The 15,066-nt window shown below is 26.9% G+C and carries 16 protein-coding genes; all 16 read left to right on the top strand.

Features of this window, described 5'->3' with window-relative positions:
- Positions 1-6 precede the first annotated feature (6 nt).
- Positions 7-1,215 (top strand): replication-associated recombination protein A, encoded by a 1,209-nt coding sequence (locus EXC28_RS01880; RefSeq protein ID WP_029330439.1) that lies wholly within the window; start codon positions 7-9, stop codon positions 1,213-1,215.
- A 1-nt stretch (position 1,216) separates the two neighbouring features.
- Complete coding sequence (gene pheS, locus EXC28_RS01875; RefSeq protein WP_029330441.1) at positions 1,217-2,167, top strand: phenylalanine--tRNA ligase subunit alpha; 951 nt, start codon at positions 1,217-1,219, stop codon at positions 2,165-2,167.
- A 10-nt stretch (positions 2,168-2,177) separates the two neighbouring features.
- Positions 2,178-4,352: a phenylalanine--tRNA ligase subunit beta gene (locus EXC28_RS01870; protein WP_029330443.1), complete on the top strand. Its 2,175-nt coding sequence runs from the start codon at positions 2,178-2,180 to the stop codon at positions 4,350-4,352.
- 79 nt (positions 4,353-4,431) lie between these two features.
- The gene (recA, locus tag EXC28_RS01865; protein WP_029330444.1) at positions 4,432-5,430 is read left to right on the top strand and encodes a recombinase RecA; all 999 of its coding nucleotides are present in this window, start codon (positions 4,432-4,434) and stop codon (positions 5,428-5,430) included.
- 33 nt (positions 5,431-5,463) lie between these two features.
- The gene (locus tag EXC28_RS01860; RefSeq protein WP_029330446.1) at positions 5,464-6,267 is read left to right on the top strand and encodes a TIGR00282 family metallophosphoesterase; all 804 of its coding nucleotides are present in this window, start codon (positions 5,464-5,466) and stop codon (positions 6,265-6,267) included.
- 103 nt (positions 6,268-6,370) lie between these two features.
- Positions 6,371-6,817, top strand: a complete 447-nt coding sequence (locus tag EXC28_RS01855) for a transcription antitermination factor NusB (protein ID WP_029330447.1) — start codon at positions 6,371-6,373, stop codon at positions 6,815-6,817.
- Positions 6,817-7,545 (top strand): TlyA family RNA methyltransferase, encoded by a 729-nt coding sequence (locus EXC28_RS01850; protein ID WP_029330449.1) that lies wholly within the window; start codon positions 6,817-6,819, stop codon positions 7,543-7,545. The genes EXC28_RS01855 and EXC28_RS01850 overlap by 1 nt, the downstream gene beginning before the upstream one ends.
- A gap of 1 nt (position 7,546) precedes the next feature.
- Complete coding sequence (locus EXC28_RS01845; RefSeq protein WP_051622592.1) at positions 7,547-8,710, top strand: aminotransferase class V-fold PLP-dependent enzyme; 1,164 nt, start codon at positions 7,547-7,549, stop codon at positions 8,708-8,710.
- A gap of 25 nt (positions 8,711-8,735) precedes the next feature.
- Entirely contained in the window at positions 8,736-9,131 is a 396-nt protein-coding gene (locus EXC28_RS01840) for an iron-sulfur cluster assembly scaffold protein (RefSeq protein WP_051622594.1), read from the top strand.
- Entirely contained in the window at positions 9,124-10,365 is a 1,242-nt protein-coding gene (locus EXC28_RS01835; protein ID WP_036437467.1) for a Y-family DNA polymerase, read from the top strand. The genes EXC28_RS01840 and EXC28_RS01835 overlap by 8 nt, the downstream gene beginning before the upstream one ends.
- Positions 10,366-10,373: 8 nt before the next feature.
- Positions 10,374-11,465: a nicotinate-nucleotide adenylyltransferase gene (locus EXC28_RS01830; protein WP_029330456.1), complete on the top strand. Its 1,092-nt coding sequence runs from the start codon at positions 10,374-10,376 to the stop codon at positions 11,463-11,465.
- 129 nt (positions 11,466-11,594) lie between these two features.
- On the top strand, positions 11,595-12,242 hold the full coding sequence (infC, locus tag EXC28_RS01825; protein ID WP_241851290.1) for a translation initiation factor IF-3: 648 nt from the start codon (positions 11,595-11,597) through the stop codon (positions 12,240-12,242).
- Between the two features lie 11 nt (positions 12,243-12,253).
- On the top strand, positions 12,254-12,442 hold the full coding sequence (gene rpmI, locus EXC28_RS01820) for a 50S ribosomal protein L35 (RefSeq protein WP_029330459.1): 189 nt from the start codon (positions 12,254-12,256) through the stop codon (positions 12,440-12,442).
- Positions 12,443-12,461: 19 nt separating this feature from the next.
- The gene (rplT, locus tag EXC28_RS01815; protein WP_029330461.1) at positions 12,462-12,824 is read left to right on the top strand and encodes a 50S ribosomal protein L20; all 363 of its coding nucleotides are present in this window, start codon (positions 12,462-12,464) and stop codon (positions 12,822-12,824) included.
- Between the two features lie 171 nt (positions 12,825-12,995).
- Positions 12,996-13,952 (top strand): DNA cytosine methyltransferase, encoded by a 957-nt coding sequence (locus tag EXC28_RS05745; protein ID WP_029330463.1) that lies wholly within the window; start codon positions 12,996-12,998, stop codon positions 13,950-13,952.
- Positions 13,945-15,060, top strand: a complete 1,116-nt coding sequence (gene mnmA, locus EXC28_RS01805) for a tRNA 2-thiouridine(34) synthase MnmA (protein ID WP_029330464.1) — start codon at positions 13,945-13,947, stop codon at positions 15,058-15,060. Before EXC28_RS05745 ends, mnmA begins: the two co-directional genes overlap by 8 nt.
- The last annotated feature ends 6 nt before the right edge of the window (positions 15,061-15,066 follow it).

The following is a 15,066-nucleotide window of genomic DNA, read 5'->3' as shown; positions in this document are numbered from 1 at the left end:
ATAAATATGAAAGAAAACCTTGCATTATCACTACGTCCTAATAATTTAAACGACTTTATTTGCGATGAAAACCTGCAAATAATCTTTAAATCAGTTATTGAACAAAAGCTTTTTAAATCATTTATCTTTTTTGGTAAACCAGGAACTGGGAAAACTAGCATTTCTTATATATTAGCTGAATCGTTAAACGTTTCATATGATTATTTCAATGCTACAGTTGATAACAAAGAAGATTTGGTATCTAAATTGAATAACAACCAAATATTGATTATTGACGAAATTCATCGTTTAAACAAAGATAAACAAGATATTTTACTTCCATATGTTGAAAAAGATTTAATTACCATCTACGGTACTACTACAGAAAATCCTTACTTTAAAATCAATCCTGCCTTACGTTCAAGATGCTTGTTAGTTGAATTAGAAAAACCAAGTATTGCTAATATCATTCAATGTTTAAAGAATGCAATTGATAAAGAATATCCTAATATAGCAATAAATAACGATATTCTTGAATTCATTGCTTCTCAAGCTGGAGGAGATTATCGTTCTGCTTTAAATAATTTAGAATTAATTGCAACATTATTTAGTAAAAAAACTTTATCTTTAAATGAAGTGAAGGCAATTATTCCAAATATTCAATTCAGTTCTGATAAAAATCAAGAAGCACATTACGATTATTTAAGTGCCTTTCATAAGTCATTAAGAGGAAGCGATCCGAATGCTAGTTTGTATTATGGTTTAATTATTCTTAAATCAGGAGATACAGATGGTTTATTTAGAAGAATGTTATGCGTGGCATATGAAGATATTGGTTTAGCTAATCCAAGTATTGGAGTAAATACATTAACTGCAATTCAAGCCTTTGAACGTCTTGGATTGCCAGAAGGAAGATTGCCAATTGGTTTTGCAATTTTAAACCTTGCGCTATCACCTAAATCGAATTCTGCATATCTAGCGATTAACGAAGTAGAACGCGATATTAATGATGGTTTAATATATAACGTTCCTAATAATATAAGAGATGCTCATTATGCATCTGCGTCTAAATTAAATCGCGGGATTGATTATAAATATCCGCATGATTATCCAAATCATTATGTAAAACAAAATTATTTACCAAAACAGTTATTAAACAAAAATTATTACATTCAAACAAATCAAGGTTGAGAAGATAAAATCAATCAGTATTGAGAAAAAATAAAAGGAGAATAACATGATTAAGTTTGATATTAATGCAATTAATTCATTAGAAGATTTAAAAAATATCAAAAATCAATTCAAAAATTCAGAAGAATTGCTTAATTTAATGGAACAATTGAAATCAGCTCCAAAGGAAGAAAAAGCTAAAATTGGTTTAGAGATTAAAAAATTACAAGATCAAGCTAATGCTTTCTTTGAAGAGGCTAAAAACAAAATTAACCAATTAGAAATTGATAAACAAATTCAAAAAACTTTTATTGACATAGCAATGCCTACTAATTTTGAAGGCTCAATTCATCCTATTAATTTAGTTTCACAAAGATTTAGAGAATGATTAACAGCCAATGGTTATTTTGAAATTAGATATCCAGAGATTGAAAACGATGAATATAACTTCGAAAGATTAAATATTCCTAAAGAACATCCCGCACGGGAAATGCAAGATTCTTTATATCTAGAACCAAATAAATTATTAAGAACACACAATACAGGTATTACAGCGCGTGGTCTTGAATTATATAAAAATCAAGCTTTTTCACAATTTGCTTTAGGCAAAACATATCGTAATGATGAAGAAGATGCAACACATACTCACCAATTTACACAACTTGATTTAGTAAGCATTGGTAATCATTCTTTTGCAACGCTAAAAACTACATTACAGGAATTACTATCATACGTTTTAGAAGAACAAGTGGTAATTAGATTGCGTCCATCTTTCTTCCCATTTACTGAACCATCTGTTGAAGTTGATGTATTTTTCAAAAACCGTTGAATTGAAGTATTAGGAGCAGGAATGGTTCATCAAAAGGTTTTAAATATGGCTGGTTATACAAATAATATGAACGGAATCGCAGCTGGCATTGGAATTGAAAGAATTGTTATGATTAAATATGGCATTGATGACATTAGAGAGTTATACGGTAATGACAAAAGATTTTTAAAACAATTTAAAACACTATAAAGGATACAAAATGATATTTTCATATAACAGATTAAAAAAACTTATTAATATAGACATTACCGTTGAGCAAATGGTGTCAGCAATTAACTCAATTGGTTTTGAAGTTGAAGAATATAAACCTTTTAACGAAGTTGCTGGAATTAAATTTGGACATGTTTTAAAGACTTATAAAAACCCTAATGCAGATAGATTAACTGTATGTGAAATTGAATTTGCTAATGACGTTCATAGAATTATTCAAACCACTGCAACTAACGTAAAACCAAATGATTATTTAATGGCATTTATTCCAGGTGCTAAAAGTGGGAAAACTGTATTTGCTCCAAGAAACATGCAAGGAATTGTTTCTGATGGAATGCTAGTTGGTTTAGGCGAAATTGGTTTTAACGAAGATATTATTCCTGAAGAATTTAACGATCAAATTTTTACATTTGGGAAAATCGATTTAAATTTAGATCCAATGGAATATTTAGAATTAAATGATTATTTAATTGATATCACTATTTTATCTAACCGTGCTGATGCTAATTCATATTTAATTATGGCAAAAGAAATAGCTGCATATTTCAATGTTAAAATTGCTGATATTGAAATAAATAATGCAACATTAGAAAGTAAATTATCAATTAAAGAATTAAATGAAACAAAAGCCTTTTCTTTAATTGAAACTACAGATACTGAATATCATTTAGATGTTATAAATCAAATGTTTTTATGAAAACACAATATAAAAACCTTTGATAACTTAATTGATTTAACTAATCTAACTTTATTATATACAGGTGTACCAACCCATATTTATAACAGAAAAGATATGCGATCAAATGAATTCTCAACTAAATTAGTTTCACAAAAAATTAATATTTTAGGTAATAAAGAAGTTGAATTAAATAACAATTTAGTTATTACCAATAACAATCAAGTAATTTCATTAGCAGCAACTATTGGAGTTGAAGAATATATGTATCAACCAACTAACGACAATGCAATCTTTGAAATTGCTTCATTTAACATTAAAGAAATTAGAAAGAATGCTAAACAAATTAAATTTGATACCAATTCTTCATTAAGGGCTTCCAAAGAAGTTTCATTAGGATCAATGTTATTAGCATATGATTTTATTAATTCACAATTGATACATTGTTCTAAATTAATTAACAAACCAAAGGTTAAACAACAAAAAATCTTTTTTGACATTAGTTATATCAACAAAATGGCTGGTTTTAGAATTTCTCAAACCAAGAGATTTAAAGAAACATTAAACAAACTTGAATGTCTAGGATTTAAATTAGATGCTAATAATTTCATTATCATTCCTACATATCGTTATGATATAGAAACAATCCAAGACATTACAGAAGAAATCTTTAGATTTTATGGATATGATAATTTTCCTGCTCAAAAACCTTCAATAACTAGATTACATATGCAAGATCCAACTTATTTTAATGAATGAAAATATTTAACAGCATTGAGAGATAAAGGTTATGCTAACATCAGAACATTTACCTTAATCAAACCTGAATTAAACATTTTTAATCCATTTAATTTCACAACAACCTTAAATGCTTCAATGTCTAAAAACTACGATCATTCACAAATTAGACATTCATTAATTTATTCATTAAATGACATAATGATTAGAAACAAAAAACAAGGCATTCATGATAATTCATTCTTTGAATTAGGTATGATATCTGATTCAGTCAATGTTTTAGGTATCGTTTCAAACCAAAAATCTTTTGATGAAATGAAAACTGATTTAATGTCTTTAACCAATAAGAAATTAACATTTAAGTCATCAAATATTAAAGAATTAAATCCAAAGGCTTCAGCTGATATTTATCTAGATGATCAATTCATTGGTTATATAGGAAAGATTCATCCAAATTATTTAATTGATGATGCAATTTATGCAGAAATTTTAATTGATCAATTAACTCAAAACCCTCTATCATATCATTCATATAACCATATGCCTTTGAAATCAAGGGATATTACAGTTAATGTTTTAAACAATCAATCAATTGAAGAAACAATTAACAAAATCTCAACATTAAAAGGAATACATAAAGTATACCTACAAGGAATTTATCGAAAGGATGATGGAACAAAAAATATAACCTTATCTATTATCCTTGAAGAATGAGCAACCAAGAAATTCGATCAAGAATTTAATAAATAGTTTTTAGATTTTCCTAAACTTTTCCTATTTTTAATAAAAAATCACCATTATCTTTTTTAATGTTATGTAAAGGAAACATATGAAAGAAAATAAATTGCAAGAACATGAAATATTACAAGATACTTTAAAAGAGATAGAAAAAAAATTCGGTAAAGAAGCGATTATGATTTTGGGTAATAAACCAGATATTATGCCCGAAACTTTTAGTAGTGGTTCTTTATCAATTGATACTGCATTGGGAATTAATGGTTGACCAAAAGGAAGAATTATTGAAATATATGGACCTGAAAGTAGTGGTAAAACCACAATTGCATTGCATGCAATTGCTGAAGTGCAAAAACAGGGTGGAATTGCAGCGTTTATTGACGCTGAACATTCAATCGATCCAATTTATGCCCGAAATTTAGGTGTAGATATAAATAATTTAATTTTATCTCAACCAGATTCTGGTGAACAAGCGTTAGAAATTGTTGATACGCTTTCAAAAACAGGTGCAATTGATTTAATTATTGTTGATTCAGTTGCTGCATTAGTTCCAGAAGCTGAATTAAACGGCGAAATGAGAGATCAAGTTATTGGTCTTCAAGCGCGTTTGATGTCAAAAGCTTTAAGAAAAATTACTGGTTCACTTTCAAAAACCAAAACATCAGTAATTTTTATCAATCAAATTAGAGATAAAATTGGTGTAGTGTTTGGCAATCCAGAGACAACACCAGGTGGTAAGGCATTAAAATTTTATGCAACTATTAGAATGGAAGTACGTAAGCAACAAAACATTGCAAATAATGGTGATGTTTTAGGAAATCAAGTTAAATGTAAAATTGTAAAAAACAAATTAGCAGCACCATATAAAACCGCTGAAATTGAAATTATCTTTTCAAAAGGAATTTCAAAAACCGCTGAATTGATTAATTTTGCTGAACAATATGGCTTTATAACAAAAAAAGGTGCTTGATATAGTTATAATGGTCAAAATATCGCACAAGGCAAGTCAAATTTACAATTTTTACTAGAAACAAATTTAGAACTATTTAAAGAATTTGAAACTAAAATTTTAGAAAAAATCAACAATAAATAATTAAACGCATTTTGCGTCTATAATTTATTAGTAATGAATACAAAAAAAATTAACGTTTTATTTCTTGGGGATATATTTGGTTTACCTGGGATTGAATTTGTTGAAAAAAAATTACCAGAGTTAAAAGAAAAATATCAAATTGATTTTATTATTGCTCAAGCTGAGAATGTATCAGGTAGAAAAGGTTTTGAGCCAAAGGATTACGAAAGATTAAAAAAAATCGGAATTAATGCATTTACTTTAGGAAATCACGTTTGAGCCAAACAAGATATAAGTAAAATCATTGATCAAAATGATTTAATTAGACCGGCAAATATTGACAATAAATATCCTGGTGCTGGTATAAGATTTTTTGAAATAAATAACCAAAAAATAGCTATTTTATCTTTTATGGGAATAACATTTAATCCTTTATTAGCACCATGAGAAGAAGAACAAGCAAACAATTTCTTTGATAAATTTGATGAGTTATATAACAAATATTTTGCTGATTATTGAATCATTGATTTTCATGCAGAAACTACATCAGAAAAAGCAGTTTTTTCATTGTATGTAGATGGAAAAGCTGACGCTTTATTCGGAACTCATACTCACGTTCAAACAAATGATGCTAGAATGTTGCCGAAAGGAACATACTTTGTATCTGATGCAGGAATGTGTGGTCCAAGAGATTGCGCAATTGGTTCAAATTTTGAAGAAGTTTATCAAAAAATGAGATTTGATGCTAAATTACCATTTAAAGTATCTGATAATAAATGTCAATTAAATGGAATTCTTTTCACATTATCAAAAAATCCTGAAGAAAAATCAATACAATTGATTAACATTTGAGAATAGAGAAGTCTATTCTTTTTTTATAAATTGCTCTCTTTGGTAAAATAATTTTTTTACTTTAATATAATTAAAGTATAATTTTGAATAGTAAAATTAGGAGAATTTCATGGAAGAAAAAGACAAAAATTTAACAGAAATGATTATTGATGAAAAGAAAATCTTATTTTTATTAAAGATTTACGAAAAAAGAACAAGAATTATTAATTACATTTATCAATGTGAATTGTTTAATATTTCTTTAAATATTGAAGAATTATTAATTAATAATGATATTTTAGAGGAAGATTTAAAAATTTTAAAATCTATTGAACATCAATATTCATTATTAAAATCAATATTAATAAAAACTTTATCATCAGATTGAAGTTATGAAAGAGTATTGCCATATTTAAGAGCGGTAATTATTTATGGTATTTATGAATTAATGTTCAACACTCCAAATGTTGTAATTAATGAATTAATCAACATTACTAAATTGCACTGCCCAGGTAATGCATATAAGTTTGTAAATAAAGTATTAGATCTAGTTGCAAGTAAATTACATAAAAAATAATGAAGAAAACATTATTAGAATTAATAACCGAATTTGAACAACAAGATAAAATTGTGGTTGAAAAATGAATTAGATCTGGATATGTATTGGTTAATTCAGAAAAAGTATTTCTTCCATCATTAAAATTTGAGACAACTAATTTTAATTATTCAATCATTAAGCCTGATAAATATGTATCAAGAGCATCATATAAATTATTAGCTGCAATTAAAGAATTTAATTTGAAAATAGATAATTTAGTTTGCTTAGACATCGGTTCATCAACCGGTGGTTTTGTTCAAGTTTTACTTGAAAACAAAGCAAAAAAAGTTTATGCAGTTGATTGCGGAACTAATCAGTTGGATTATAAATTGAGAGTTAATCCGAACGTTAAAGTTTATGAAAATACTAACTTAAAAAATTTAGTTACAGAAATGTTTGAAGAAGACATTGACTTCGTTACATGCGATGTCTCTTTTATTAGTTTAAAACACGTTTTTAAAGTGTGTCAATCATTATTGAAACCATCAACGCAATTAATGTTGTTAATTAAACCGCAATTTGAAGCTATTAGTAAATATGTTGAAAAAGGCGGTTATGTTAACCCTATACATCATGAATATATTATTAACAAAGTATTAAATTATGCAACCACATATGGTTTTAAAAATTTAGCGATTAAAGAAAGTCCGATTGTAGGTAAAACTTCAGAAAATATCGAATACATTTCATTATTTATTAAGGAGTAATATGTCATATAAAAAAATGTTTCCAATGTTTAAGAATAATAAAAAATTTGTTTATTTAGATAATGCGGCATTAACTCAAAAACCTTATTCTGTTATTGAAGCGGGAAATGAATTTTATACTAAATATTCAATTTCTACAAGAACTTCTGATTCAAAATTAGGGGTATATGTATTAAATAAATTAAATCAAGCAAGAGAAAATATTGCAAAATTTCTTGATGCGCAACCTGATGAATTTATTTTTACAAGCGGAACTACTGAATCATTAAACTTAATTGCCAAAATGTTATCTAAATGGTTTGATTCAGGTGAAATAATTTTGACATATTTTAATCACAATTCTAACGTTCTTCCTTATATAGAAAATTTCAATGATAGTAAATTCAAATTTATTTTTGCCGAAACCGAAGAAGATATTATTAATAATATTAATGTAAATACTAGAATCATAGCATTGCCACAACTTTCAAATAATATTCCAAAGAAATTCAATCTAGATTTAATATACAAAAAAGCAAAATCAGTCAATGCAATTGTTATTAATGATGCAGCACAAGCAATAGCTCATTCAAAAGTTTCATTATCTAATTGCGATGTTATCGCTTTTTCAGCAAACAAAATCTTTGGCCCAATGGGCGTCGGTGGTTTAGTTGTTAAACAAGAATTATTAACTAAATTACATCCAGCTAAATGAGGTGGCGGTCAAGTTAATGATGTTCAAATGTGTAACTGAAATTTAAAACCAAATATTTCTAGATTTGAACCTGGAACACCAAATCTGCCTGGTATCTTTCAATTCAATCAAGCGATTGAATTTATTAAAAAAATTGGTTATAAAAAAATCGTTCAAAAAGAAGCAATCTTATCTGAATATTTAATTAAACGTTTAAAAGAAATTAAAGATATTCAAATCGAAACATATCCTGATAGTAATATTGTTTTATTCAATATTGGAATATATTCTCCACAAGATATCGCTTCATATTTAGGTCATAAAAACATTTATGTTAGATCTGGCGTATTCTGTGCACATAATTTCAGAATGCTTAATAAATTTAGTAAAAGTTATGTAAGGGTTTCGTTATCTTTCTACAATAGCAAGAAAGATATTGATAAATTAATTGAGGCTTTAAAACAAGGCGGTGATTTTCTTGACTTCATTTAACAACCAAGAGCGTCAAAAGATAATAATGGATGCTTATGTTAATCCTAAATATAAAAAAGAATCAATTGAACTTACAGATTCAACCATTGTAGAACATTCAAATGTTTGTGTGGATGACATTAAACTAAATCTATTTTTTGACAATGACATTCTAGTTAATGCTGAATATCAAGCAATGGGTTGCGCAATTTTTTTATCAAGCTGCGATTTAATGATTGCAGAAATTATGAACAAATCTAAATTAGAAATAATTAAGCTAATTAATAATTATTTTAGTTTAATAAATGGTGAAAATGTTAGTCAAGATGATAAAGAAAAATTGAATCTTTTAAACGTATTTGAAAATGTTAAAATACATTACAATCGTTTAGAATGTGCATCAATTATTTATCGCGCTATTAAAAGAGGTTTAAATGAATAAAGTCATTTTTCATATTGATATGGATACTTTTTTTGTATCTTGTGAAAGAAAAATGAATCCCAATTTAAAAAATAAACCTTTAGCAATTTCTAAAAACAATGGACATCTCATTGCGATGTCTTTATCTTACGAATTAAAAAAAGCCGGTTTAAAAGCTGGTGAAACTGTTTATAAAATTAAACAAACAATTCCTAATGTTACTTTTGTAGAACCACATTACGATTTATATAGTTTATCTTCCGAACAAATTTTTGCATTTTTGAAAGAAAATTATACTGATGAACTGGAAATATACTCAATTGATGAATGTTTTTTAAATGCTACTAAGTTAATTAAATATCCTGGACATGAATTAATTTTAGCTAAAGAAATTCAAGCTAGATTATTAAATGAAATGGATTTTCCTTGTTCAATTGGTGTTTCTGGTACAAGATTTTTAGCTAAAATGTCAACTAACTTAGCAAAACCATTTGGTGTTAAACAAATTAACATCAATGATATTGAAGCTGAATTGTTTGATTTACCAATTGAGGATGTATTTGGAATTGGTAAAAAAAGCGCTTATAAACTTAAAGAATTAAATATCAATACATACGGAGAATTAATTAATTATCCCGATCAAAAATTATTAGAAAGCAAATTTGGTAGAAATTACCTTAAACTAATAAATGAAATGAAGGGATGTGATATTGATTCAATTGTAACCCAAAATTTCATTAAAGGTATAGGTAATTCAAGAACATTTGAGCAAGGATCTTTAATTGATGAAGATGATATTTGAAAAGAATTGAAAATCGTTGCTTTAACTGTTATTAATCGGGCAATTAATCGTAATGAAAAAGGAAACATTGTAGGTATTTCTTTTAGAATCAATAAAAAATGAATTGATTATACAAAGAAATTTAATATATATTTCAATGAGCAAAACTTATTTATAAATACGATATACGCTTTATTCAAAGAACATTGAGATTCAAAGAAAATTAATGGCGTTGGAGTTAAATTATCTGGTCTTAAATCCAATCTAGATTTAAATGAAAATTACGATATTTTTGATATCGTTGATGAAGATAGAAAAGTTAATCAAATAATTAAATCAACCAATGCAATGATTGATGTAAAAAATAAGTTAATCACAGCAAAAGATTATTTGTTTGAATCAAATAAAAAGCATAAAAACCCCAAATTTGCAACAAAAGATGTTGTTAGAAATAAAATTAAAATAAATTTATAGGAGATTATATGAGAATAGGTATTTTTGGTGGAAGTTTTAATCCAATTCATAAAGGACATATTTTAATTGCTAAAGAAGCAATAAAAGAATTGAATTTAGATAAATTGTTATTCATTCCCGCTTATCAAAATCCTTTTAAAGATCTTAAAGATTATGTTGACGTTAATCACAGAATCAAAATGATTGAAATGGTTCTTGAAGATAAAATGGAAATATGTGATTTTGAAGCAAAAAGAAAATCTAAATCATACACAATTGACACAGTTAATTATTTGGTTCAAAAATATCCTAATGATGAATTATTTCTTTTACTAGGTAGCGATAACGTTCCTAAATTGAATAAATGAGAAGGGATTAGAGATATTGCTTCAAAAACCCAAATTGTTATATTCAATCGTGGAAATACATATTCAAATATTAATGTCAAGAAGTTTAATATCAAAAGGCTAAACAATAAAATTTACGATTTTAGTTCAACGGCATATCGTAATGGGGATTTATCTTTAGTGGAAGATTGTGTTCAAGAATATATTGGTCAAAACTTTTTATACATCAATGCCATTGCTAAATCAATGGTTGATATTCCAAGATATAAACATTTAAACTTTACTGCAGAATTTGCCGCTAAATTAGCTGAAAAATGAAATTATCCAATTAAATTAGCATATCAAGCTGGTTTTATGCATGATATTGCAAAACAATGGGGTGAAGAAAAAAGTTATGCTTTTTTAAGCAAATACGGTTATAGTAAAGCAAATTTACCAAAATATAAATTACATCAAACTTGTGCATATTATTTCTTAAGAGATGTGTATAAATATCCAAATCAAGATGTATTAAATGCTATTAAAATTCATACCTCATTAACTAATGAATTAACTTTATTGGATAAGATATTATTTATTGCAGATAAAATATGTATGGGCAGAGCTTGAGCTGGTATTCAAAAAATTAGACAACTAGCTTTTGAAGATCTAGATTTAGCTTTACATCAAGTAGTTTATGAATGTTGCATTGTTTATAATAAAAGTTTAGGTGTAGTTATTGATGATGAACAACAAAAAATATATGATCTATGATCATCTAAAGCAATAAAATAATGAAAATAGTGGTATTTTTCAAAAATTTGTTATAATAAATGAGCTTTATAGCACAAAGAAGAATTCATTTCTCACCTTAGGGACCCTTCCCTGGGTTTGCTACAATTTATTTTTTGTAGTTTTTGGGAAGTGGATTATAACCACTTTTTTATTTATATTAAGGAGAAAGTTATTACAGAATTAGATAAAAACAAGACTGGACAAAATGAAAATAAAAGTCCAAAGTCAGAACATGTTGTAAACAATGCAATTCCTTTTAAAAAGGTTTTTGTCATTGGACCAGATGGTGAAAAGATTGGTGTTTTATCAAAAGATGAAGCATTAGACAAAGCCGCTGAATACAATATGGATTTGGTATTAATAGCATTAGAGAACAATAAACCAATCGTAAGAATCATGGATTACGGAAAGTTTAAATACGATAAAAAGAAAAAACAAAAAGCCGTTAAAGAAAAACAAGCTGTTACTTTAAATCGTGAAATTCGTTTAACACCTTTAATTGGAGATCACGACCTAGAAACCAAAGCAAGAAAAGCTAGAGAATTTATTCTTGAAGGTAATAGAGTTAAAATTTCTGTTAAATTTAGAGGAAGAGAACGCTCAAGAACTGATTTAGGTGAAGAAATTCTTAACAAGTTCTTTACATTGGTTGAAGATGTTGCCAAAATATCTAAAGAAGCTACTTTACAAAATGATCGTTTTTTAGATATGTATATTGAAAAAGACAAAAGAAAAGTTGAAGCTTTGAAAAACAATAATGACAATCCCGAAGAATAAGGAGATATAAAATGCCAAAAATGAAAACAAAAAGCGGTCTAAAGAAAAGAATTAAAATCACCGCTTCAGGTAAAGTTAAACGTGGAAATGCATATAGATCACACTTGGCTCAAAACAAAACAACAAAACAAAAACGTCAATCTCGTAAATCATCAGACTTATCACATTCAGATTTCAAGAGATATAAAGAATTAATTTAATTTATAGAAAGGAATATCTATGCGTACAAGAGGTGGAATCGTTACAAGAAGAAGACGTAATAAATGACTTAAATTAGCTAAAGGATACTGAGGACACAAATCAGTTGGTTACAAAGTAGCTAAACAAGCCGTTGTTAAATCATGAACATATGCATTTAGAGACCGTAAAAATGTTAAAAGAGAATTCAGAAAACTATGAATCGCTCGTATTAATGCAGCAGTTAGACCTTTAGGAATGACATACTCAAGATTAATTGAAGGACTAAAAGCAGCAAACGTTAAAGTTAATAGAAAAATGCTTTCTGAATTAGCAATTAACTATCCAGTTGTATTTAATCAAATCGTTGATCAAGCTAAAAAAGCTTTATCAAACAAAAAATAAACCAGTTATCTGGTTTTTTTATATTTGTTCAACATTTATATTCTTATTTTTTTCTTTATTATAAGTTTATATATAATAAAACTTATATAATTTTGATATGTCTATGAAACTAAATTGACTTAATTGTGTTTTTAGTTAAGAAAAAAATCATTGAATTATCAAGGAGAAATAATGAATAAATTAAAAGCCGCTAGTTTTTTCGCTGGTGTTGGCGGAATTGATTTAGGATTTAATGATATTTCTGAATTAGTTTATGTTAATGAATTTGAAAAAAATGCCATTAAAACATTTGAAGCAAATTTTGATATCAAAGTAGATTTCAGAGATATAAGAGATGTATTAGCTGAAGAAATTCCTGATTTTGATTTATTACTAGCTGGTTTTCCATGTCGAGCATTTTCACTAGCGGGATATCGTCAAGGTTTTAATGATGAAAAAGGCAGAGGAAATCTATTTTTTGAGTTATGAAGAATTTTTAAACATAAAAAACCATCGATTATTTTTCTAGAAAATGTTAAGAATTTAGTTTCACACGACAATGGAAGAACTTTTAAAGTCATTGTTTCTTTTTTAGAACAAGAAGGTTATTTTGTTAAATACAAAGTTTTAAATACTATGCAATATGGCAATATTCCGCAAAATCGTGAAAGAGTTTATATTTTAGCTTTTAAAAACAAGAAACTTTATGAAAATTTTGAATTTCCAGAACCAACATCATTGACAACTCAAATTAAAGACCTAATTAATTTAGAAGAAAATGAGAACTTATTTTATACTAGTAAATTCAAACATTTTGATCTATTAAAGCAATGTATGACCAATGAAAATACATTCTATCAATGAAGAAGACAATATGTTAGAGAAAATAAATCAAATGTTTGCCCGACATTAACTGCTAATATGGGTACGGGCGGTCATAATGTTCCTTTGATTTTAGAAAACAATCAAATTCGTAAGTTATCACCAAGGGAATGTTTTAATTTTCAAGGATTTCCTAAAAATTTTGTATTGCCAAATATTGCTAATTCACATTTATATAAACAAGCAGGTAATAGTGTATCAGTTTCTGTAATTAAAAGAATTGCTTTGAAATTAAAAGAAGCAATAGAAAGGGTGGAAGATGAGTAAAAAAAGAGTAGTTTTAGGAATGAGCGGTGGTGTTGATTCAAGTGTTGCTGCATATTTATTGCAACAACAAGGTTATGAAGTTGTTGGGCTATTTATGCGTAACTGAGATTCATTTTTAAACAATGATATTTTAGGAAATGAAAATATAACTCAAGATATCTGTCCACAAGAACAAGATTATCTAGATGCTCAAGCTGTTGCAAAAGAATTAAACATTGAAATTCATAGAGTTGATTTTGTTAAAGAATATTGAGATAAGGTTTTTAGTTATTTAATTAACGAATATCAAAAAGGAAGAACACCAAATCCAGATATCTTTTGTAATAAATACATTAAATTTAATTCTTTTGCTAATTACGCATTCAATGAATTAAAAGCTGATTTTATTGCAATGGGACACTATGCTGAAACTAAAGATGGATTTTTATACCGCGCAAAAGATAATAACAAAGATCAAAGTTATTTCCTTGCACAATTAACCAATGAACAATTAAAAAAGGTAATTTTCCCATTAGCTAATATTACAAAAGATAAAGTTAGAGAAATTGCTAATTTATTAAAACTAACAACAGCTAATAAAAAAGACTCAACTGGTATTTGTTTTATCGGTGAAAGACATTTTACAAAATTTCTAGAAAACTATATTCCATCTCAACCTGGTAATATCATTGATATTTATAGTCAAAAAGTTGTAGGAAAACATATTGGTGCAATGTATTACACAATCGGTCAAAGAAAAGGTTTAAATCTAGGTGGATTTGAAAAACCATACTTTGTAGTTGGTCATAATTTAGCTAAAAAAGAGATTTATGTAACAAATGATGATCATAAAGAATATCTATTATCCGACCAATTAATTGCGACTGATGTTAATTTTTTAGCAAATAATTACAACGAAAATAACTTAACTGCAAAATTCCGTTATCGTCAAACAGATATTGCTGTAAAATTGTTTAAAATTAATAATGATAAAATAGCCGTTTATTACAAAGATACAGAAGCAGTAACACCTGGCCAACAAATTGTTATCTACAATGGAGATTTAGTTGTAGCTGGTGGTATTATTGACGAAATATTTTATAAAAATCAAAAGAAAACATATTTATAAAAGGAG

Source organism: Metamycoplasma cloacale (assembly GCF_900660735.1).
Classification (GTDB): domain Bacteria; phylum Bacillota_I; class Bacilli_A; order Mycoplasmatales; family Metamycoplasmataceae; genus Metamycoplasma; species Metamycoplasma cloacale.
This window is presented reverse-complemented; position numbering and strand designations above follow the sequence as displayed.